This is a genomic window from Brevundimonas sp. ZS04, from assembly GCF_001956865.1.
In the GTDB taxonomy this organism is placed as follows: Bacteria; Pseudomonadota; Alphaproteobacteria; order Caulobacterales; family Caulobacteraceae; genus Brevundimonas; species Brevundimonas diminuta.
In genome coordinates this window covers 121,880-144,122 of record NZ_MTHE01000004.1, presented here as the reverse complement: position 1 = coordinate 144,122, position 22,243 = coordinate 121,880, and the positions used below count along the sequence as shown (strand labels likewise).

Annotated in this window: 16 protein-coding genes; 8 read left to right on the top strand and 8 right to left on the bottom strand. The window is 69.7% G+C overall.

The window, feature by feature from the left end; genetic code table 11:
* The first annotated feature begins 124 nt into the window (after positions 1–124).
* The 4 genes from BJP32_RS07085 to BJP32_RS07070 all read left to right on the top strand — a co-directional run bounded on the left by BJP32_RS07085 (position 125) and on the right by BJP32_RS07070 (position 6,005).
* Positions 125–1,009 (top strand): hypothetical protein, encoded by an 885-nt coding sequence (locus tag BJP32_RS07085; protein ID WP_076223471.1) that lies wholly within the window; start codon positions 125–127, stop codon positions 1,007–1,009.
* Positions 1,006–3,675 (top strand): fimbria/pilus outer membrane usher protein, encoded by a 2,670-nt coding sequence (locus BJP32_RS07080; protein WP_083673918.1) that lies wholly within the window; start codon positions 1,006–1,008, stop codon positions 3,673–3,675. Before BJP32_RS07085 ends, BJP32_RS07080 begins: the two co-directional genes overlap by 4 nt.
* A 2-nt stretch (positions 3,676–3,677) precedes the next feature.
* Positions 3,678–4,631 (top strand): hypothetical protein, encoded by a 954-nt coding sequence (locus BJP32_RS16900; RefSeq protein ID WP_083673917.1) that lies wholly within the window; start codon positions 3,678–3,680, stop codon positions 4,629–4,631.
* Between the two features lie 261 nt (positions 4,632–4,892).
* Positions 4,893–6,005 carry an amidohydrolase gene (locus BJP32_RS07070; RefSeq protein WP_233126762.1) on the top strand — a complete coding sequence of 371 codons (1,113 nt, stop codon included), beginning with the start codon at positions 4,893–4,895 and terminating at the stop codon, positions 6,003–6,005.
* Positions 6,006–6,026: 21 nt separating this feature from the next.
* Here the strand turns inward: BJP32_RS07070 and BJP32_RS07065 are convergent, their stop codons facing one another.
* From BJP32_RS07065 to BJP32_RS07040, 6 genes are read right to left on the bottom strand one after another with little or no spacing between them, the layout of a single operon-like run.
* The gene (locus tag BJP32_RS07065; protein ID WP_046651721.1) at positions 6,027–6,797 is read right to left on the bottom strand and encodes a 2,3-dihydro-2,3-dihydroxybenzoate dehydrogenase; all 771 of its coding nucleotides are present in this window, start codon (positions 6,795–6,797) and stop codon (positions 6,027–6,029) included.
* Positions 6,794–10,684, bottom strand: a complete 3,891-nt coding sequence (locus tag BJP32_RS07060; RefSeq protein ID WP_076223469.1) for a non-ribosomal peptide synthetase — start codon at positions 10,682–10,684, stop codon at positions 6,794–6,796. Before BJP32_RS07060 ends, BJP32_RS07065 begins: the two co-directional genes overlap by 4 nt.
* A 9-nt stretch (positions 10,685–10,693) precedes the next feature.
* The gene (locus tag BJP32_RS07055; protein WP_024353927.1) at positions 10,694–10,957 is read right to left on the bottom strand and encodes a phosphopantetheine-binding protein; all 264 of its coding nucleotides are present in this window, start codon (positions 10,955–10,957) and stop codon (positions 10,694–10,696) included.
* Complete coding sequence (locus BJP32_RS07050; protein ID WP_076223467.1) at positions 10,954–11,601, bottom strand: isochorismatase family protein; 648 nt, start codon at positions 11,599–11,601, stop codon at positions 10,954–10,956. The genes BJP32_RS07055 and BJP32_RS07050 overlap by 4 nt, the downstream gene beginning before the upstream one ends.
* Positions 11,598–13,226 carry a (2,3-dihydroxybenzoyl)adenylate synthase gene (locus tag BJP32_RS07045; RefSeq protein WP_076223465.1) on the bottom strand — a complete coding sequence of 543 codons (1,629 nt, stop codon included), beginning with the start codon at positions 13,224–13,226 and terminating at the stop codon, positions 11,598–11,600. Before BJP32_RS07045 ends, BJP32_RS07050 begins: the two co-directional genes overlap by 4 nt.
* Positions 13,223–14,470, bottom strand: coding sequence for an isochorismate synthase MenF (locus BJP32_RS07040; RefSeq protein ID WP_076223462.1), 1,248 nt, complete (start codon positions 14,468–14,470; stop codon positions 13,223–13,225). The genes BJP32_RS07045 and BJP32_RS07040 overlap by 4 nt, the downstream gene beginning before the upstream one ends.
* A 147-nt stretch (positions 14,471–14,617) precedes the next feature.
* Here BJP32_RS07040 and BJP32_RS07035 point away from each other — a divergent pair, with 147 nt between their 5' ends.
* Complete coding sequence (locus BJP32_RS07035; protein ID WP_083673915.1) at positions 14,618–15,289, top strand: winged helix-turn-helix domain-containing protein; 672 nt, start codon at positions 14,618–14,620, stop codon at positions 15,287–15,289.
* Positions 15,267–16,664, top strand: a complete 1,398-nt coding sequence (locus BJP32_RS07030; RefSeq protein WP_046651726.1) for a HAMP domain-containing sensor histidine kinase — start codon at positions 15,267–15,269, stop codon at positions 16,662–16,664. The genes BJP32_RS07035 and BJP32_RS07030 overlap by 23 nt, the downstream gene beginning before the upstream one ends.
* Here the strand turns inward: BJP32_RS07030 and BJP32_RS07025 are convergent.
* Positions 16,629–17,699 (bottom strand): LysR family transcriptional regulator, encoded by a 1,071-nt coding sequence (locus tag BJP32_RS07025; protein ID WP_233126760.1) that lies wholly within the window; start codon positions 17,697–17,699, stop codon positions 16,629–16,631. The genes BJP32_RS07030 and BJP32_RS07025 overlap by 36 nt on opposite strands.
* 171 nt (positions 17,700–17,870) lie before the next feature.
* Here BJP32_RS07025 and BJP32_RS07020 point away from each other — a divergent pair, with 171 nt between their 5' ends.
* Positions 17,871–19,976 (top strand): TonB-dependent receptor domain-containing protein, encoded by a 2,106-nt coding sequence (locus tag BJP32_RS07020; protein WP_046651728.1) that lies wholly within the window; start codon positions 17,871–17,873, stop codon positions 19,974–19,976.
* Positions 19,977–19,994: 18 nt separating this feature from the next.
* A complete protein-coding gene (locus BJP32_RS07015) occupies positions 19,995–21,416 on the top strand; it encodes a hypothetical protein (protein WP_046651729.1) in 1,422 nt (473 codons plus the stop codon).
* Between the two features lie 49 nt (positions 21,417–21,465).
* On the opposite strand, the gene BJP32_RS07010 is transcribed toward BJP32_RS07015, so the two are convergent.
* Positions 21,466–22,236, bottom strand: coding sequence for an alpha/beta hydrolase (locus BJP32_RS07010; protein ID WP_046651730.1), 771 nt, complete (start codon positions 22,234–22,236; stop codon positions 21,466–21,468).
* Between the last annotated feature and the right edge of the window lie 7 nt (positions 22,237–22,243).

Genomic DNA, 22,243 nt, shown 5'->3' with positions numbered 1-22,243 from the left:
GAAGAAGCCCGCCCGGCCCTGTCGGGCGGGCTTCGAGCATCAGTAGGGCGTCATTTGCGTATCAGCGGCACGAATTCTGCATGACGTCGGTACACGAGTCTGCAGACCGAGGGGGAAGGTGAATATGGGACTAGGGCTGAAACAGCGGGCCGCGCCTCGCGTCGAACGACAGAAAAAGAAGTCCCGCATCGGACTGGTCCTGGCCGCCACCCTATTCCTGGGGATCACCGCCACCGCCGTCGAGGCGATGCGCGTCTCGCCCATGGTCGCGGAAATCTCGTCGCGCGGCGCCGGATCTTCCGCCCGGATCGAGGTGCAGAACCTGGCCGCCAAGGGTCTGCCCTATGAAACGCGCATCACGCGCATCTCCTTCGACGAGAACGGCAAGCTTGTGGAAACCCCGGCCGATGAGGACTTCCTGGTCTTCCCGCCGCAGGGCGTCGTGCCCGTGCGCGGACGCCAGGTGATCCGGGTCCAGTGGGTCGGCGACCCCGACATCGACGTGTCGCGCGCCTATTACGTCGGCATCCGCCAGCTTCCCGTCGAACTGGAGGAAGGCGCCAGCGGCGACCTCGCCGCCCAGGTGCAGGTCGTCTACCATATGAAGTCGCTGGTCACCGTCGCGCCTCCGGGCGCCGCCGCTGACGTCTCGGTCGTCAGCGCCCGCGCAATTGAAATCGACGCCGCCCCGGCCGCCCCCGTCATCGACGAAAGCGTCGGCGGCACGGGCGAGGCCGCCCCGACGCCGAACGCCGCCAAGGTTCCCGGCGTCGAGGTCCGCGTGCGCAACGCCGGCCGCCGCTACGCCCTGATGAGCGGCGCGACCTGGTGGGTCGAAGGGCGTGGTCCCGACGGCGCGCGCACCGAAATCCGCCTGGACGCCTCGACCGTCAACGAGGCCGTCGGCGCCGGCTATCTCGAGCCCCTGAAGGGCGATCGGACCTTCTACCTGCCCACCAGCGTCGCCTTCTCGCCTGATGCGCCGATCAAGGTGCGCTTCAGCCAATGAAGCCTCGGCTAGTCCCTACGGCGATCCTGGCCTCGGTTCTGGTCTCGAACGGCGCAGCGCCCGCCAGCGCGGCGCCGCTGAGCGAAGACGCGCCCATCATCACGGCGCCGCCTCGGTTCGAAGAGCCGCCGCAGGCGCAGACCCCGGCGCAGGTTCAGGCCCAACCTCTGCAGAACCCGCCGCCGGGCGCGGCCCAGAGCGCCGCCCAGACCGCCGCCCAGACCGCCGCCCCGCCGGCAGCGGTCGTGCGTCCTGACATCAATCCCTACAACCGCGACATCACCCTGACCGCGCCGCTGACGTTCAACCGGCGGCCTCTGGGCGAAGTTCCTGTGACCCTGACGCGCGATGATCGCTTCATCGTCGATTCAGCAGGCTTCCTCGAACTGATCACGCCCCTGCTCACCGACGAGGCCGCTGCGGCGCTCACGGCGCGACTGGCCGGCCAACAGGGTTTCGAAGGCGAGGAATTGGCCGCTCAAGGGGTGTCGCTCGAATACGACCCCACAGCCCTGTCGCTGCTGGTGGTGCGCATCGCCCCTAATCTTCGGCGCCTGGAAGTCCTGTTCGAGCGCGGCGGTCCCGAGGCGGAAGGCCTGGCGCCCCTGCCCTTCTCCGCCTTCCTGAACGCGGCGACATCATGGAGCTATCGCCACGCGACCGGCGACGCCCCTGCGCCGAACGTCTATCTGAACGGCGCCGGCCGCTGGCGCGGCCTGGTTCTGGAGGCCGAGGTTCAGGGCCGCGAGACCCTGGGGTCCGGCGACTATGAATGGCTGCGGCGCTACGCCCGTTTCGTCTACGACCAGCCTCAGGACTACCGCCGCTGGACCGTCGGCGATCTCAACCCCGAGTTCCGCGGTCTGCAGGGCTATGCCGACGTGGGCGGCGTCGGCGTGACGCGCCAGCGGCGCCGCTTCGACCCCTATCGTCCGAACGTGTTCCGCCAGGACCGGCAACTGCTGCTGCAGAGCGAGTCCACGGTGCGTATCCTGCGCAACGGCGCCCTGGTGCGGGAACTGCGCCTGGATCCCGGCCAGTACGACCTGTCCAACCTGCCGGTGCAGACCGGGAGCAATGACCTGGAAGTCGTCGTGGTCGACGGATCGGGCGCTTCCCAATCCTATCGCTACAGCGCCTATATCGACTCGATCGACCTCGATCCCGGCGAGTACGAATACGGCGGATATCTCGGGGTGGCCGGACGTCCCAGCTTCGGCCAGCCGGACTATTCGGACGGCGACCTCGCCTTCACGGGCTACTGGCGCAAGGCCTTCATCGACAAACCCGCCCTGGGCGTCGGCCTGCAGGCCAGCGAACGGGTCCAGATGGCCAACGCCCAGACCCAGTTAATCCTGCGCAACGGCTCTCGCCTGAACTTCCAGGTCGGCGCCAGCAACAGCGACACGGCCGGCGGCGGCTACGCCCTTGTCGCAGCCTATGATTTCTATATCGACCGCCCCACGACGTCGGACTTCTTCACGGTTCAGTTCGAACATGTGTCGGAAGGCTTTGCGACGCTTTCGGACCCGGACGCCTCCAACCCCATCGCCTGGCAGGCCTACGGCCAGTACTCGCGCGTCTTCTCCGATCGCCTCTACGGCAGCGTGGGCCTGGCCTACAACAAGTCGCGGGATAGCGCGGGCCTGGGCGATTCCTTCCGCTCGGACCTGACGGCCAACTACGCCATCAACCGTCAGTGGAGCGCTCAGGCGGGAGTGAACTACCTCAAGTACGAAGACACGCCCGGCGGCCGCCGCGACCGCGACGGCTGGGGCTTCACCTTCGCCCTGACCTGGCGGCCGTCCAGCGACGTACGCGCCGACGCGCGCTACGATTCCAACCTGAACAGCGCCTCCGCCTCCTTCTACAAGATCCCGGAGAACCTGGCCGGTTCGATCGGCTATTCCGCCATCGCCACCTATGACGACGGTCCCGCCAGCCTTCTGGGCGGCGTCGACTATGTCGGCAACCGCTTCAACGCCTCGATCTCGCACGCCGGATACGGTCAGGACTTCGGCTCGATCAGCGACCAGCAGGTCACGACCGCCAGCGTCTCTACCGCCATCGCCTTCGCGGGCGGCAAGGCCGCCATCGGCCGGCGCGTCGCCGACAGCTTCGCCATCCTGTACGGCCACCCGAGCCTGGAAGATCGTCCGGTCATCGCCGGCGAAGTCCTGCGCGACGGCCGCTATTCGGCCGCCAGCGGCCCCCTGGGTCCGGTGCTCTATCCCTACCTGGGGTCGTATGTGAACGATTCCGTCTACTACGACGTCATCGACGTGCCCGCCGGCTATGACATCGGCGAGGGCGTACGGCGGGTGCGGCCGGCCTATCGCAGCGGCTACGCCTTCGAGATCGGTTCGGACGCGTTCGTCAGCGCCGTGGGCTCCGTCACCGGGCGCGGAGCCGCGGGCCCGGCGCCGTTGTCGCTGATCGGCGGACGCGTGATCGCCCTGGACGAACCCGACGCCGCTTCCCAGCCCTTCTTCACCAACAGCGTCGGCCGCTTCGCCGTCCAGGGGCTGAAGCCGGGCGGGCGCTATCGCGTCGAACTCTTCACTGACCCCAGGGGCGGCTTCGACTTCACCGTCCCGGCCGACAACGACGGCCTCTACAATCTGCGCGTCGTCCACGTCGACATCGCTGCGCCTGAAGGAGATTGAGCATGAGCGTTCTTCAAAAACGTGCGTCGTCCGCCTTCGCCGGCATGGCGCTGATCGCGTCGCTCGCGGCGGCCGGAGCCGCCACGGCGCAGGCGTCGCGGCCCGCCGCCCCCGGCTGTCAGGTGCGGATCGAGCCGCAGCAGGCGCGATGGGAGATCCGCGGCTATGATCCCTATGGCGACGATGCGGCCTTCGCCACTTTCGACATCGCCTGGTCCAACGACGGCGCGGCCCCCTGCGAGGGCGAGGTGGAAGTCACCACCGTAGGCCAGCCGTTCGGCTTGCGGCCGACCACCGGACCGAGCGGCCGCTGGTCCACCCTGCCCTACAGCCTGACGGACGAGTTTTCGGCGGCGAACCTGACCCCGGTCGCGGGCCGATCCCAAGCCCGCCCAGGCGGCGCGGCCTTGACGCTTCAGCCCGGCGCGCGCGTCCTGCGCCGCTATCGTCTCGAAGTCGATGTCGATCAACTCAGCCAGGACGGCCTGTTCGAACAGCCGGTGCAATTCGCCTTCCGCGCCAAGGACAACCGCATTTCAGCGGACAAGCTGCTGGCGCTTGCGCTCAACGTCCAGCCGTCGGCCGTCATGGGCCTGCGCGGCGCATTCACCCGCACGGACGGCGGCGGCCGGATCGAACTGGGCGAACTGGCCGAAGGCGGGACCAATCTGCCGCTGCAGGTGTGGGTCAAGAGCACCGGCGGCTATCGCGTCGCGGTGTCGTCGCGCAACAAGGGCCGCTTGGTGCTGGCCGAGGACTCGTCCTGGTGGGTGCCCTATCGCCTGAGCCTGGGCAACCGTCCCATCAACCTGGGCACGGGCGGCCAGGTGGAAAGCCGCACGGGCACCGGCCTGGGCGAAGACGCCTATGACCTGCAACTGCAGGTGGGCGAAACCTCGCGCCGCCGAGCCGGCCTCTACTCTGACCTCATCGAGTTGACCGTGGCGCCGATCTAGGTGGGAGCACGGCATTGCCGGGAATTGAATAGCTCATACTCCGCTCGCTCCTGCTCGGGGCGATAAGTCGCGGAAAATGTAGTTTTCGGCTCCGCTCCCTGTCCGCCGCCTCAATCAATATCCGCCTCATCGCCCTGCGCTCAGGGCAGGCGGCCGCTATGTCGTTTCGAAAGCGGCGATGCTAACCTCGTCGCCTCCCCTTTTCGACGGATGCGCGACCCCATGACGCCCTTGCCTGCCCTCGCCGCCCTGGCATCTGAAATGACTGCCTGGCGACGGGATATCCACGCCCATCCGGAACTGTCCGGTCAGGAATCGCGCACCGCAAAGCTGGTGTTCGACGTGCTGGAAGGGCTGGGCCTGAAGCCCGAGGGCGGCGTCGGCGGCGAAGGCGTGGTCGCCGTCATCGAAGGGCGCGAACCCGGCCCGTCCATCGGCCTGCGCGCCGACATGGACGCCCTGCCCATGAACGACGACAGCAACGTCCCCCACGCCTCGACGAGGCCCGGCGTCTCGCACGCCTGCGGCCACGACGGCCATACGGCGACCCTGCTGGGCGTGGCGCGCCATCTGGCCGCCAATCCGCCTGCGCGCGGCCGCGTGGTGCTGATCTTCCAACCGGCGGAAGAGACGGGTCTGGGCGCCGTCGCCATGATCAAGGACGGCCTGTTCGACCGCTATCCGTGCGACGAGGTCTACGGCTATCACAACATGCCGCTGCTGCCGCTGGGCGAGGCGGCGGTCCACACCGGCCCGACCATGAACGGCTATAAGGTGTGGGAGATCGACATTCAGGGCGTCGGCGGCCACGGCGCCGCCCCGCACAAGACCAAGGATCCGGTGCAGGCCGCCGTGCGCGTAGCCTCGGAAATCTCGTCCATCGTCGGTCGTCACGTCGACCCGATGGAGCCCGCCCTGATCACCGTGACCAAGCTTCAGGCCGGGTCGTCGCACAATGTCGTGCCGCACGAAGCCAGTCTGGCGGGCACCCTGCGCGCCACCTCATCCGACGTGATCGAAACGATGTGGCAGAAGCTTCAGGACATCTGCGCGGGCGTCGGCGTCATGACCGGCTGCACCGTCGCGGTGCGCGAGACGGCGGGCGTACCGCCCGTCTTCAACGCCGCCGCTCAGGCCGATGTGGCGGCGGCGGCGGCGGGCGGCGTGTTCGGCGCGGACAAGGTGCATCGCGACCTGAAGCCGTACCCGTTCACCGACGACTTCGCCTATATGTTGCAGATCGCGCCGGGCGCTTACTTCTTCGTCGGACAGGGCGGGACGATGGTCCACCAGACGGCCTATGACTTCAACGACGACCTGCTGCCGAACGTGGCCTCGGTCTTCGCCCGGATCGTCGAGGCGAAGCTGTCCTGAAGGCAGGTCAGGGCGGCGGGATCAGGCGCGCAGCGTGGCCCCGCCGTCGACGTAGAGATCCGTCATGGTGATGTGGGCGGCGCGGTCGGACAGCAGGAAGACCACCGCCTCGGCGATGTCTTCGGGCGTCGCCAGCTTTTGCAGCGGAATGCCCGCCTTGAACGTCTCGGACGAACCGGCGATGACGCGCGCGGCGCCGTCCTCATCGGCCCACATGCCGGTCTGCATCGACGTCAGGGTCGAGCCGGGGGCGACGATGTTGCAGCGAACGCCCTTGGGCCCCAGCTCCAGCCCCAGACAGCGGGTGAACATGGTCGCCGCCGCCTTGGACGCCGCGTAGGCCGCCATCGCATGACGCGGCACGCCCGCCGCGTTGGAGCTGACTGTGACGAAGGCCCCCTTGCCCCGCTCGCCCATCCGACGCGACGCCGCGCGGCCCAGATGGAAGACCCCGTCCGCATTAACGGCGAAGACGCGGCGCCATTCGGCGTCGGAGGTCTGGTCCACCGTCACATTGGACAGGACGCCCGCCACGCTGGCGACGAGGTCGATCGGGCCGTCTTCGGCCTCGATGCGGTCGAACAGGGCCTCCACCGCCGCGCCGTCGGACACGTCCAGCGGCTCGACGCGCACGCCGTTCAGGAAGGCCAGACCCGACAGGGCGGTGGACGGCAGGTCGGTGGCCACCACGCGCGCGCCCTCCTCGACCAGCAGGCGCACCACGGCGGCGCCGATGCCGCCGCCCGCGCCCGTGACCACGGCCAGACGGCCGGACAGTCCGCTGTCTCTCATCGTGTCGTATCCTCTGCGGCGGTCATGCGGGCGTCCAGCGCCGGGGCGATCAGGGCTGTCGCCGCCGGGCCGGTCAGTTGCGGGTGAAGGAAGGGAACTTCGACCACGTCCAGATCGGCCGCATAGGGCCGCCACAGGCCGGGCGTCAGGTCGCGCTCCTTGTGATCCAGCGCTGCGCGGACGTGGGTGGTGCGGCCGCCGAAGGGCTTGTGATGGTGTTCACGCACCAGACGGTTGGTGTCCAGCACCACGCGGATCACCCCGTCCAGCGCCGCCTCGGGCAGGCCGCCCAGGGCGCTGTCGCCCGCCTTCAGGAAAGCGAGGATGGCCGCCCGGCTGCGTAGGTCGGGATACTGGGTCGGGTCGTATCCGGCGATAGCCAGAAGGGCGCGCATGGCGTCGACCGGATCCGGGTCCGGCTCGGCGCGCCAGCATTCGGCCGGATAGGAGTCCAGCATGGCCATCAGCCCGACCTTGACCCCGCGCCGCTCCAGCTCGACCGCCGCCGCCTGGGCGATGATGCCCCCGACGGACCAGCCTGCGATATGCACCGGCCGCGGCGCCCCCAGCGCCAGGATGTGGTCGACATAGACCGACGCCAGCGCGTCGATCCCGTCCGGCAGGGCGTTCTGCGGGTCCAGCGCGGGCGACTGCACGCCCCACACCGTGCGGCGCGGCGACAGGGCGCGCGCCAGCGTCCGATAGCCCCACGACAGCCCCCCCGCCGGGTGGATCAGGAACAGCGGCGGCAGGGCCGGATCGCCCTCGGCCAGACGGATCAGCACGCCCAGCCCGTTGTCGAAGTCCAGCGCCTCAGCGTCGATCAGGGCGGCCAGTTCCTCCACGCGCGGCCGGTCGAACAGGGCGCCCAGCCCCGGATCGCGCCCCAGCCGCTCGCGGATCAACATCATCAGATGCACCGCCAGCAAAGAGTCGCCGCCCAGGGTGAAGAAGTCGTCGTCGGCGCCCGCCGGTTCGGCCCTGCCCAGCGCCTCGGCGAACAGTTCGGCGATGATTTTCTCGTTCGGCGTCTCGGCCGCGCGGCCCGCCGCCGCCTCGAACACCGGGGCGGGCAGCGCCTTGCGGTCCAGCTTGCCGTTGGCGGTCGTCGGCAGGGCGTCCAGCGCCATGATGGCGGCGGGCACCATATAGTCGGGCAGACGGGCGGCCAGCTTGGCCTTCAGGGCGGCGGGGTCGTAGCCCTCGGCCGGGACCAGATAGGCGACCAGACGGCGCTCTCCCGGCCGGTCTTCGCGCGCCAGCACCACCGTTTCGCGCGCCAGGCCGCTGGCGATGACGGCGGCTTCGATCTCGCCCAGTTCGATGCGCAGGCCGCGGATCTTCACCTGATGGTCGCTGCGGCCCAGATAGACCACCGCGCCGTCGGCCCGCCTGCGCGCCACGTCGCCGGTGCGGTACAAGCGCTGGCCCGGATGGTGCGGGTCGGGGATGAAGCGGTCCTCGGTCAGGTCGGGCCGGTTCAGATAGCCGCGCGCCAGTTGCACGCCGCCCAGATGCAGATGGCCGCCCATGCCGGGCGCCACAGGGCGCAGGCGCTCGTCCAGAATGACCAGCCGCGTGTTCCATACCGGCCAGCCGATCGGCATGGGCCGGGACGTATCGTCCGGCCCGGCGGCCCAATAGCTGACGTCCACCGCCGCCTCGGTCGGGCCGTAGAGGTTGTGCAGTTCGGCGCTCACCGTCTGGTGGAAACGGTCGCGCAGTTCGGCGGGCAGCTCCTCGCCGCTGCAGAAGACGTGGGCGACCGCGATCCCCTTCGCCGCCGGATCGGCCAGAAAGGCCGACAGCATGGAGGGGACGAAGTGCAGGTCGGTGATCGCATGGCGGCGGATCAGTCCGGCGATGGCGGCTGGATCGCGGTGCGCGCCGGGCGGGGCCACGACCAGTTCTCCGCCCGAGATCAGCGCCAGGAAGAACTCCCACACCGACACATCGAAGGTGGCGGGCGTCTTCTGCAGGATGCGGGTGTGGGCGCCGATCCCGTATTCAGCCTGCATCCACAGCAGACGGTTGACGATGGCGCGATGCTCGACCAGCACCCCCTTGGGATCGCCGGTCGACCCCGAGGTGTAGATGACATAGGCGGCGTCCTCGCCCGCCTGAGCGACGGCAGGCGCAGCACCAGCCAGCGGCCAGTCGGCGGGCGCCAGCAGGGCCTCGGCGAAGGCGCCGCTGATGTCCTCATGGGCCAGGACGACGCTCGGCCCGGCGGCGCGGACGATGGCGGCGATGCGCTCGGCCGGATGCTCCAGATCCAGCGGCAGATAGGCCCCGCCCGCGCGTAAGATCGCGACCAAGGCGATGACCAGCTCCAGCGAACGCGGCAGGGCTACGGCGACAAGGCTCTCGTGCCCCACGCCGCGCGCCGCCAGCGCCGAGGCCAGCGCGGCCGTGCGGCGGTCCAGTTCGGCGTAGGTCAGGGTCTGATCGCCGAAGGTCAGCGCCGGGGCGTCCGGCGTCGCCTTCATCGCCGTCACCAGCAGGGCGGTCAGCGTCGTGTCGGGCACCGGGTGGGCGGTGGCGTTGAAGGCTTCCAGTTCGCACACAGCCTCGCTCGGCGTGGCGATGGGAACCTCGCCCAGCGTTTCGGCGTCCAGCGCGTTGGTCAGGAAGGCGGCCAGGCGCTCTGCGTGGGCGGCGGCCTCCTCCAGCGTGTAGAGGTCGGGGTTGGCGTCGACCTCCAGCGTCAGGGTCGGGGCGGCGTCGCCGCGGAAGGTGAAGCTGATGTCGTCCACCGGACCTGTGCCCAGCACCTTCAGCGTCGTGTCCAGCCCCGCAAAGCGCGGCGGCAGATCGAACGGCAGGACGTTGACCAGCGGCCCGTACAGCCGCCGCGCCCCGCCGATCAGGCCCAGGTCGCGCCGCAGCTGCTCGCTGCGATAGCGACCGTGGCGGCGGGTCTTGATCAGCGCCTTGGAGGCCAGGATCAGCTGCTCGTCCAGCGGCGCGTCCTCGTCCAGCGTCAGGCGCAGCGGCGGCACGTTCATGATCATGGCGGGCGTGCGCGCCGAGGCGCTGCCCATGCGGCCCATCCACGGCACGCCGATCACAGCCTCCTCCGCGCCCGAGAAACGGCGGACATAGGCCGCGCCGATGGCGGTCAGCACGTCAGGCCATGGCAGGTGCCCGGCGTCGGCGCGCGCGCGCAGGCGGGCCGTGACCTCGGACGGCAGGGCGCGTTCGATGCGGTGGAAGCGGTGGGCGGTCGTCGCCTTGCCGGGCGCCAGAGAGGCGACCTCGGGCGCGTCGCCCATGATCTCGCGCCAGTAGACGGCGTCGGCCGTGCGCTTGTCCGAGGCGCGATAGACGGCGTCTTCGTCCCAGACTTTAACGATGGGGTTGAAGACCGGGCCGGGCGCCGGGCCGCCGCGCGCGGCGTTGTAGAGCTCGGCCACGCGGTTGGTCAGCAGGGCCATGCCGAAGCCGTCGGTGGCCAGATGGTGAACGCGCAGGCTCCAAAGGAAGCGTTGCGGCCCCATCAGGAACAGGATGTTGGCGGCCAGCGGGTCGCGCGTCGGGTCCAGCGGCGTCTCATGGTCGCGGCGCATGGCGGCCATGGCCTCGGCGACCGGATCGGCGGCGACGGACACGTCGACGATCTGCAACAGGGGACGATGGGTCGGGTCGAGGGTCTGGAACACCTCGCCGTCTCGTTCGACGAAACGCAGCGACAGGGCCTCGGCCTCGGCGGCGGTCTTGTCGACGGCGGCGCGGAAGGCCTCGACGTCCAGATCGCCCCGGATGTCGAGATAGTGGGCCGTGTTGAAGATCGGATTGGCCGGGTCCAGCCTCTGGGCGAACCACAGGCCGGATTGGGCTTCCGTCAGCGGGTATTCCAGCGCCGCCGCCATGCGTCCGTCGTCCATGATATCAGGTCAGGCGTCGTGACCGGCGGCGCGCAGGCGCGCCTGAACCACGCTCCACCAGCCCGCGAGCGTGGTGTGCTCGGCCAGTTCGCTGAACTCCAGCGGCACCGCCTCGCTCCACGCCAGCGACAGGTTGAGGGCGCGCAAGGAATCGACGCCCAGGTCCATCAGATTGTCGTCGTCCAGAATGGAGTCCGGCGTTTCGTGCAGCACGGCGGCGACATCGGCGCGCATGCGCTCCAGCGTCAGATCCTGCGGGGTCAGCTTGGTCATGTCAGTCGTTCCAGAACGCGCGCCGTCGAAAGGGCCACGGCGCAGGTGTCGGCGGCCCAGGCCACCGCGCCCATATGCTTGTCGCGCGAGAAGTCGCCAAGCGCATCGGCGACGAAGAAGGGTTCGATATCGCGCTGAAACGCCTCGGCCGCCGTCAGCTGGCAGCCGATGTGGGCGTAGACGCCGCAGACGATCAACTGGTCCCGCCCCCGCACGCGCATCAACGTCTCGAGGTTGCTGCGCTGGAAGGCGCTGTAGCGGTGCTTGACCAGAGGGAAGTCGCCCGGCGCCGGGGCCAGTTCGGGCAGGATGTCTTCATGCTCGGGCGTGCGGCTCATGCCCGGTCCCCACAGGTCAGCCTGAAGCCCCCGGTCGCGGCGATCCTGATCGCCATGCTGGGCGGTGTAGAAGACGGGCACGCTCGCCGCCCGCGCCGCCGCGATCAGGCGGGCGATATTGGCGATCAGGCCGGGCAGCGGCTCTGCGCCCGGCGCATAGGGGCGCATGAAATAGCGCTGCATGTCGTGGACCAGCAGGGCGGGGCGATCGCGCTGCAGCGTCCACTGGGCGCGCGAGGCGGGAATCTCCGCCTCGGTCGGCAGGGCGTAGGCCGGGACGGTCGGCAGGCCTTTAGAGACGCTCACGCCTTGCCCTCTTCTTCCAGAATGCGCTGGCGAAGGGCGGCGCGCAGTTCGCGGCGGCTGACCTTGCCCACGGCGGTCACGGCGAAGTCGTCGACGAAGACGATCTGGTCCGGCACCTTGAAGTCGGCGATGTCGCGCTTGCGCATCCACGCCTTCAGCTCGACGCCGCGCGGCGGGGCGCCGTTGGGGATGACGAAGGCGCAGATGCGCTCGCCCAGATAGTCGTCCGGCACCGACACCACGGCGGCGTCGAACACGGCCGGGTGGGCCAGCAGATGGTCCTCGACCTCCTCGGCCGAAATCTTCTCGCCCGCGCGGTTGATGTGGTCGGTGGCCCGGCCCATGACCACGAGGTAGCCCTCGGGCGTGCGGCGCACCACGTCGCCGGTGCGATAGAAGCCGTCGTCGGTGAAGGACCGCTCATTGGCCGCCGGTTCGTTGTGATAGGCCCGGATCGTATAGGGCCCGCGCGTCAGCAGATTGCCCGGCTCGCCCTCGGCCACCGGCGCGCCCGCGTCATCGACGATCATGATTTCATCGTCGGGGCTGATGGGGCGTCCTTGCGTCTCGACGATCAGGCTCTCGGGGTCGTCCAGCCGGGTGTAGTTGACCAGACCCTCGGCCATGCCGAACACCTGTTGCAGGGTGCAGTCCAGTTCGGTGCGCACGCGCCGCGCGGCCTCGGGCAGGAACTTGGCCCCGCCGACCAGCAGCACCTGAAGGCTGGACAGGTCGTGCGCCTTCCGGGCCGCCGCCTGCATCCACAGCAGGGCCAGAGGCGGCACCAGGCCGGTGATCGTCACCCCCTCGCGCGCGATCAGGGGGAAGCAGACGTCCGGCGACGGCGACGGCGCCATCACCACCGTCGCCCCGACATAGAGGGCGCCCAGATAGCCCGGCGAACTCATCGGGAAATTATGCGCCGCCGGCAGGGCCGTCAGATAGACGCTCTCCGGCTCCAGCCCCGAGATGTCGGCGCTTTCGCGTACGCTGTAGAGATAGTCGTCGTGGGTGCGCGGGATCAGCTTGGACAGGCCGGTCGAGCCGCCCGAAATCTGCAGGAAGGCCACGTCGGACGGATCGGCGTCGTCCGTCGGCAGGGAGGCCGGATCGGCGCGAAAACCGTCGAAGGATGCGAACTCCTCGGCCTCGCCGACGACGACCACATGGCGCAGAGCGGGAACCTCGGCCTGAACGGCGCGGGCCAGGGCGCGATAGTCGAAGCCTTCATGCCGGTCGGCCACCACATAGGCCGACGCCTCGGCGCGCGTCAGGAAATGGACGATCTCGGTCGAGCGGTGCGCGGGCAGCGCATAGACGGGGATCAGCTTGGCCCGGAACAGGCCGAACACCACGCTGAGGAACTCGGGCAGGTTCGGCAACTGCACCACCACCCGGTCGCCGGGCTTCAGGCCCAGCGCCAGAAAACCGGCGGCGGCCGTCTCGGCCTTTTGCAGCAGCTCGCCATAGGTCCAGCGTTGGTCCATGCCGACCACGGCGACGGCGTCAGGCTGCGCCTCCGCCCGGCTGCGCAGCAGTTGGGAGAAGGTTTCGCCGCGCCAATAGCCCTTGGCCCGATAATGCGCCGCCATGTCGTCCGGCCAGATCTGTTGCAAGGGAATCATACGCTCGCCTCATCCACGCCCAGGGCGCGCAGGACGGCCTGGAACTTACCCGACGTCTCGTCCGCCTCGGCGGCGGGATCGGAGCCTTCGACAATGCCCGCCCCGGCATAGAGACGCGCCTGATCGCCGCACGTCTCGGCGCAGCGCAAGGAGACGTACCACGCGCCGTCACCGAAGGCGTTGGTCCAGCCCACGGCCCCGGCATAGAAGCCCCGGTCATAGCCTTCAAGCGCGTGGATCATCTCGGCCGCCTGATCGCGCGGCGAGCCGCAGACGGCGGGCGTCGGATGCAGCAGGGCGGCCAGTTCGGCGGCTGAGGTTTCATCGGAGCGATGCAGCCGCCCCTCGATGCGGGTGCCCAGGTGCCACATGGTCCGCGTCGATACCAGCGCAGGGCCGGGCGGCGCGCGCAGGTCGCTGCAGTATGGCGCCAACAGGTCCATGATGGCCTCGACCACCAGGGCGTGTTCGCGGCGGTCCTTGTCGGATGCCAGCAGGCCTTGCGCCGCCGCCTCGTCCTGCACCACGTCGGTGCTGCGGCGGGCCGATCCGGCCAGTGGATGAGAAAAGACGGCCGGGCCGCGCTTGGACGCCAACAGTTCGGGCGTGGCGCCGACCAGACGGCGCATGGCCCCGCCCCGCCCTTCACCGAGCGGCGTCAGGAAGCGCGCGGCGGTCGGGTCAGCCTTCAGGTCGCGCCACAGGGCGAAGGGGTCGATCGCGCCGTCGCCCTGAACCTTCAGGCTGCGCGACAGCACCACCTTGTCGACCGGCTCGGCGCGGCCCTGAGAGGCGCGCATGGCCTCAAGCGCCTGCGTCACCGCCGCCTCATAGGCCGCGCGCGAAGGCTCGGGCGTCAGGGCGCGGATCGCAGGGCGAGACGCCGTAGAAGACATGTCCCAGATGCGGTTGGCGGCGCGCTCGGGCAGGAACAGGCAGTCGTCGGCGCTGCGGTCGAACGGCAGGGCGCCGACCAGCAGGCGCGGCGACGGCTCATCGGTTTCCGGGGCGACCGGCAGATCGGCGAAGAAGCGGCGCACGCGCTCGCCCAGGGTCGCCGCCGGTCCCGGCGTCAGGCGCTGCTTCAGGCCCGTGGTGAAGAGCCGCAGCTCCGGCGTGCTCAATCCAAAAGCCCAGTCCATGTCGTCCTTCGGCGCGGCGGCCTCATGCCGTTCGGATGCGCCGCCGCCGATCTGAACCGACAGATCGGGCGCGCCCCAGAACTCCGCTACTCTCGACTCCATGCTGATCCCTGCCGCACTCAAGCTGTTGCATATCATTCGCAACAAACTGGCCTATAGCCGAGCAACCTTCGCATTGTCTTGCGGCGAGATTAATTCCAAGCCGGTCTGGTCGTTTCGTCGCAGAGGTTTAGAAGAGCGCTCATGCGAATGCTTGTCATTGACGATGATGCCCGAACCCGCGCCTTCGTGGCCGAAGGCCTGCGCCAGCAGGGGCATACGGTCGATGAGGCGGGCGACGGCGAGGCCGGTCTGCACATGGCGATGGAGGGCGCATACGCCGCCATCGTCGTTGACCGCATGATGCCGGGGCTGCTCGGTCTGGAAGCGGTCCAGGCCATGCGCGCGGGCGGGCTGAAGACGCCGGTGCTGATGCTGACGGCGCTGGGCTCGGTCGACGACCGGGTGGCGGGGCTGAACGCGGGCGCCGACGACTATCTGGTCAAGCCTTTCGCCTTCAGCGAACTGAGCGCGCGGCTGCAGGCGCTGGTGCGGCGCCCCCCGCTGGCCGAAGCCACGACGCGGCATCGGGTCGCCGATCTGGAGGTCGACGTGGCCGCCCACCGGGCGACCCGCGCGGGCCGGACGCTGGACCTGACCCCGCATGAGTTCAAACTGTTGGAGCGGCTGGCGCGCAACGCCGGTCACGCCGTAACGCGCACCATGCTGCTGGAAAGCCTGTGGGGCTTTCACTTCGACCCCCGCGCCAATCTGATCGACGCCCACATCAGCCGCCTGCGCGCCAAGGTGGATCGCGGCTTCGACCAGGAGCTGATCCACACCATCCGGGGGGTGGGCTATGTCCTCAAGGCCCCGGACTGAGCCGAAACGCCCGTCGGTCTGGTCCACGGCCAGCCTGCGCTACGCCGCCGCCTTCTCGGTCCTGTTCGGCCTGGGCGCAGCGGTGATGATCACGGGGGTGGACTACGGCCTGATGCGCTTCGCCGAGGCCGAGGTGCGCGACGGGCTGAACCATCAGATGGACGTCATGCGCGCCGACGCGAACCGGCACGGCACGGCCCAGCTGGTGCGGGAGCTGAACGCCGAGGCCCGCAACCGCGACGCCCGCCGCTATCTGCTGCTGGTCGAGGCGCCGGACGGCAGCACCTTCTCCAACGGCCTGACGCGGCTGGCGGTCAATGAGACCGGCTTCCGCCGCAACCTGCCCAACAAGGCGCGCCCCGCGCGCTGGCCCGACCAGACGCCGAACATGCTGGTGCTGAGCGCGCGGGCCTCCGACGGCGGCCTGCTGGCGGTCGGACGCGACATCCAGCATCTGGACGAGCTGCGCGGCGGCATCCGCCGCTACGCCCTGATGAGCGGGATCGTCCTGATCCTGCTGGCTCTGGCCGGCGGCTGGTTCGCGGGACGGCTGTTCCTGCGGCGTTTGGAAGACGTCAACCAGGCGGTCGGCCGCATCATCGCCGGCCAGGATTCGGCGCGCCTGCCCGCCGTCGGCCTGGGGCGGGAGTTCAACGAACTGTCGGCCAACCTCAACCGGATGCTGGACCGGCAGGAGGCGGCGCTGACGACGCTGAAAACCCTGTCCGAGGGCGTGGCCCACGAACTGCGCGCGCCGCTGAACCGGGTCCGCAATCGGCTGGAGGATCTGGCCGCCAATATGGACGACGCCCAGGCGCGCGAAGCCGCCGTCGAACGCGCGCTGGAGGAGACGGACCAGGTCAGCGCCCTGTTCGAGGCCTTGCTGACCCTGGCGCGAATCGAGAGCGGCGACGCCGCCTTGCAGACCGAACGGCTGGATCTCGCCGCCCTCGCCGCCACGGTGGCCGACATCTACAGCCCCTTCGTCGAAGAGGCGGGCGGGCGCCTGACCGTCGCTCTCGCCCCTACAGGAACGGTCGAGGCCGACCCCGCCCTGATCCAGCAGGCCCTGGCCAACCTGATCGAGAACGCCGTCTTCCATGGCGGCGGCCGGATCGAGGTCTCGACGTGCAGCGAAAAAGGCCGGGCGGTCGTCCGCGTCGCCGACCACGGCCCCGGCGTGCCGGAAGCCGAGCGCGACAAGATCCTGCGCCGCTTCTATCGCCTTGGTCAGGGCGGAAGCGGCCATACGTCCGGCGCGGGCCTGGGCCTGGCCATGGTGGCCGCCGTGGCGCGCGCGCACGGCGGCGAACTGCGGCTGGACGACAACCGGCCCGGACTAGCCGTGGAACTGGCGCTGCCGACCGTCTCCTGAACCGTCTGCGCCGTCAGCCCCCACCGGTGCGGGGCCTGGCTCGAATTCAGCGAAGAGGGCGTCGATCAACCACTGGGTTCCGGCGTCCCCGTCCGAGCGTTCGTGCCAGACCAGGTGGTAGTCGAACGGCCGCATCTCCTGCGGCGCTGGAAAGGTGCCGAGGCCATGCGTCGCCGCGAAATGCTCGGCCGCCCGACGCGGCAGCAGGGCCACCGCTTCGCTGGTCTGCAACAGATAGGGAACCAGGGCGAAGCTCTCGGCCCGCACCAGGACGCGGCGCTCGGCCATGTCCGGCAGGTCATCCGCCACCCAGTCGCCGAATCCGTCCCCCGCCGAGGGGACGACATGGGGCCAGCGCAGCAGTTCGGCGTGCGTCGGCGTCGCCTGATGCACAGGATGATCCGGCCGCGCCAGGCCCAGATGAGCCTCGCGAAATAGCCAGCGCGACTTCAGCCCCGCGCCCTCAGGATTCCATCCCGTCAGCACCAGATCCAGCCGGCCGTCCTCCAGCCGCCGCAGGCTGGCGTCCGACAGAGGCTCGACCGCCAGCTCCACCCCCGACGCCTCGTGCTCGATACGGGCCAGGGCCGGCGTCAGAACGCTGAGCAGGCCGAAGTCGGTGGAGGCCAGGCGGAACACCCGCTTCATCCGCCCGACGTCCAGGCCGGGGTCGCGCAGCAGGCTCTCGCCCGCGTCCAGCCAGGCGCGCAAGGGACCGGACAGGGCCTCGGCGCGCGGCGTCGGCATCATGCCGCGCGGCCCGCGCACCAGCAGAGGGTCGTCGAACTGATCGCGCAGCCGGGCCAGGATGCGGCTCATCGCCGGCTGGCCGATGCCCAGACGCTCGGCCGCGCGCGAGACGCTGCGCTGCTCGATCAGCACCTGAAGATGCTGAAGCAGGGTGAAATCGACGCGGTGGGGAAGTCGCCCCGACATATGGCCTCGCTGCATGACGCCCGGCGCGTCGGCCTCCGCTGTATTAAGAACGCCTCTTAATTGCAACATATCGACATAGGCCTTTGCTCCCCGGCCCATCGCGCCTCCGACGGCCGCGCCCTCATGCGGCTGGGCGAATAGGCCCCATGCCGAATCCGACATTGAGACAATATTGCGAATGATTATTAGGAGCGAGCCGCTCGCACGGTCGAGCTTTCCTCCCCTCCTCGGGCGCTCGTCGCCCGCCAACGCACGCCTTTGGGGGCGCAGATGCACCTATCGAAACGCCGCATCGGGCTGGGCCTGATGACAACTACCCTGCTCGCCACATCGCCGGTCCTGGCCGAGACGATTCCCGCCGATCTCTCAGGCGTCGATCCGCAGGCCACCGCCGTCGGCGACGTGATCGTGACCGCCTCGGGCTCGGCCGTCGACGTGCGCGACGCCCCGGCCTCGGTCAGCGTCATCACCCGCGACGAGATCGAGCGCCAGCCGGTCCAGAGCCTGGGCGAACTGCTGGGCCGTCTGCCCGGCGTGACCGGCGGCGTCAGCCCGACCGGCGCCATGTCCAAGATCACCATCCGCGGCCTGCCGGACAACTACACTCTGGTTCTGGTCGACGGGCGTCGCGTCGGCAACTCGCGCGACATCAGCTATCGCCCCGACCTGGGCCGACAGGATCTGAACTGGATCTCGCCCGACATGATCGAGCGCATCGAAGTGGTGCGCGGGCCGATGTCGTCGCTCTACGGCTCCGACGCCATGGGCGGCGTCATCAACATCATCACCCGCAAGATCGCCCCGACGTGGCGCGGGTCGGCCAACACCAGCTACACTTGGTCCGAGGATTCCGAGCGCGGCGACGCCTATCAGCTGGGCGTCAACGTGGCCGGTCCGCTCACGGAGAACCTGGGCCTGCGCCTGGGCGCGACCTACGCCCGCACCAATCCGGACGAAGTGAACCTCTCCGGCGCCAACGGCACGGGCGGCGTCGTCAACAAGAGCCTGAACGGCGTGCTGAACTGGACGCCCGTCGAGAACCACAACCTCTCGTTCGAGGCCAACTATGGGGTGGAGGAGCCTCTGGCGCCCAAGCTGCTGGTGCCGAACCGCAACGGCGTGCTGACGCCGCAGGGGGCCTTCGGCTCGGAAACCGAACGCACCAACTTCCGCGCCAGCCACGAAGGCGAATGGTCCTTCGGCAAGACGCGCCTGGACGTCTATCGCAACGCCTTCGAGAACAAGGCCATGGGCGAATACGGCGGCTCCGGCGAATTCGAGGAGTGGATCGTCGACGGCCTGTGGAACTTCGAGAAGAATTTCGTCTGGCGGCACAAGTTCGCCCTCGGCGCCCAGTACCGCCAGGAAGAGCTGACCAACACCGACACCATCGGCACGGTGCCGATCGACTATGACGGCAACGTCATCACCGGGGCCACGCTGAAAGGCGACACGGCGGCCGTCTTCGCCGAGGACCAGATCACCCTGCGCGAAAACCTGCTGCTGACGCTCGGCGGCCGCCTGGACAGCCACGACAAATACGGCGAGCACTTCAGCCCGCGCGCCTATCTGGTCTGGCGCCCGGCCGAGGCCTGGACCCTGCGCGGCGGCGTGTCCAAGGGCTTCCGCGCCCCGTCCCTGAAGGAGAACAGCGCCGGCGCCGCGACCCAGTCCGGCGGCAACGGCTGCCGGGGCCTGATCGGCATGGCCGCCAAGGACAAGAACGGCGACCCGATCCTGGACGGAAACGGCAATCCGCTGGTCTACACCTCGGGCGGCTGCTGGATGGCGGGCAACCCGAACCTCAAGCCCGAGGAAAGCACCAGCTACGAGTTCGGCTTCGCCTATGACGGCGCCGCCTTCAGCTTCGCCGCCACCTATTTCCACACCGACTTCGAGAACAAGATCCAGTACGCGCCGCTGGGCTATTTCGAAGGCCGCTGGTGGACCAAGAACGAGAACGTCCAGCGCGCCCGCACCAAGGGTCTGGAGCTCAGCGGTTCTGCGGCCCTGCCCTACGACCTGACCCTGCGCGGCAACGCCACCTGGATGATCGAGGCCAAGAACCTAGACACCGGGGCCAGCCTGATCACCACGCCGGAATGGTCGGGCTACGCCTCGCTGGACTGGCGGGCGACGGACCGCCTGGGGCTCATGCTGTCGGCCCAGTACACCGGCGAACAGCTGAGCGGCGGCTCGACCCTGACCAACGCCCGCACCGAGTTCGACCTGACCACCGCCTATGAGGCGTCCGACACGGTGACGCTGCGCGCCGGCGTCTCCAACCTCTTCAACGAGAAGGTCAGCGGCACCGCCGGCGATGGCTACTACTCGCCCGGCCGCCGCTTCTTCGTTGGCCTGACCACCCGCTTCTGATCCGGAGAAACTGCGATCATGACGACCCTACGCAAATCCCTTCGCGGCGCCGCCCTCGGCGCGCTTTTGGCGGCTTCGGCCGTCGCCGTGCCGACCCTGGCTTCGGCCCAGGCCCTGTTCTCGGCGCCCGAACGCCTGGACGGCGGCCAGGTCGGCTTCTCGTCCGGCGAGCGCGGCAGGCCCGTCCTGCCGGGCGGCCCGGTCGTGGCCAATGGCCGCGGCTTCCATCCGGGCCAGAGCATCGTCCTGATGTACGGCCAGACGCCGCTGTCGACCGGCCCGATCACGGCGAACGCCGAGGGCGGCTTCGAAGCGCGCCTGACGCTGCCGGCGAACGCCCAGCCCGGCAACCACCCGATCGTGGCGGTGTCGCAGTCGCCCTACAACGCCGTCCTGGCCGATCTGAAGATCTCGCCGAACGTGCCGCTGTCGAATGAGGCGGCCTATCGGATCACCAACATCCAGCCTACGCGCGGCCTGTATCAGACCGCCTATAGCGCCAAGCGCAACGCCGTCTTCGCCACCTCGGCGGTCGGCCGCCCGCCGGTGCGCCAGTCGGAGCTGCTGCGCCTGAACGCCGACACCCTGGCGGTCGAGGCCCGCGTCACTCCGGCCGCCGCGCCGGGCCGCACCGGCCGCGACGGCCAGCCCCAGGACGGCGGCGTCTTCGCCGTCTACGGCGTCGGGGTCGATGACGCCAACGACACCGTCTGGGTCTCGAACAGCCGCCAGAACACGGTCGCCGTCTATCGCCAGTCGGACCTGTCGCTGGTGCGCCAGTTCGAGCCGGGCACGGTCAACCACGCCCGCGACGTCGTCATCGACGAAGAGCACGGCAAGGCCTACGCCAGCGCCACCTTCGAGCCCGAGGTCGTGGTGTTCGACACCGCCGCCCTGACGGTGGCCAAGCGCATCAAGATCGACTCGACCGTGCGCGGCGAGACCTTCTCGGCCGCCAGCGTCTCCTACGACCGCGAAGCGCGCCGCCTGTATGTCGCCTCCAACTCGACCAATGAGGTCGCGGTCATCGACGCGGCGGCGGACACGGTGCTGAACGTCTTCCCCGTGCCCGGCGCGCGCAGCGTGATCGGCGTCTCGCACGATCCGCAGACCGACCGCATCTTCGTCGCGGGCCAGGGCACCGACAACCTGGTGGTGCTGAACGGTTCGGACGGCTCGGTCGTGGCCGACACCCCGGTCGGCGCGGGCGCCCTGAACGTGGTGTTCGAGCCGAAGTCGCGCCGCGCCTTCGTCAGCACCTTCGGCGCGGGCACGGTGACGGTGACGGACGTCGACGGCCGCATCGTCGCCAATCTGCCCGCCCCGCCGGTGGCGAACCACGTCTCGGCTGACGGGCGCGGCAACGTCTATGTCGCGGTCAAGTCCGGCTGGACCACGGACGGAAACGACTCCGTGCTGCGCATCCGCCCCGCACGTTGATCCGAACAGCCCCCGCGCCCGGCGCGGGGGCTTTTTCTCGCCGCCCCGTCTAGCCTCGATAGGGCGCCGCGAACCGCAGGACGGCCGGTAGGGCCGCATAGGGCGTCGAGCCGTGGTCCTCGTCCTCCAGCACCCGCAGGCTCGCCCCACGGGCCTCCAGATCGCGGGCGTTGGAGACCATGCGCCGAGCCAGGTGCGCGGGCGGGAGCCCCTCCATCTCCTCACGGGCGCCGACCGCGACCAGCAGGTTCGCGCTCTCGGACTGGGCGGCGACCACCGCCGGGTTCCACCAGATCGACGGGCTGATCGCGGCGTAGCGGGCGAAGGGCGCTCCAGCCGCTCGCGCCTCCAGGACGAAAAGGCCCGACATGGAATGGCCCATCAACACCGCCTGCTCGAGATCCGCGCCCAGGGCCGCCAGCTGCGGCAGCACCTCTGTCGTCAGCCGCGCCAGCAGGGCCGCGCCCTGCGGCTCCGGCGCCTGGCCCTGCGGTCCCGGCGTGAAGGCGTAGGCGGCCACGCGATCAGCCACGCCCGACAGGCTGACGCCCGCCGTCATCATCACATCCACCCGCGTCTTGGTCGAGCGCCGCAGCAGCCGTCCGGCGACCTGGGCGGCCGTATCGAAGAAGGCCTCGCCCTCCAGCAGCACCAGAACCGGCCAACCGCCGGGCGGCCGTTCGCCCTGCGGCGTCGCCACCCGCACGTCCACGGCGGGCGCGCCATCGACAGCGGGCAGGCGGATGGCGTAGGGCTGGGTCGTGTCGGGAGCCGCGTCCTTCTGGGACGGGTCGGCAGGGGCGGGCGAGGTCAGCGTCATACGGCCA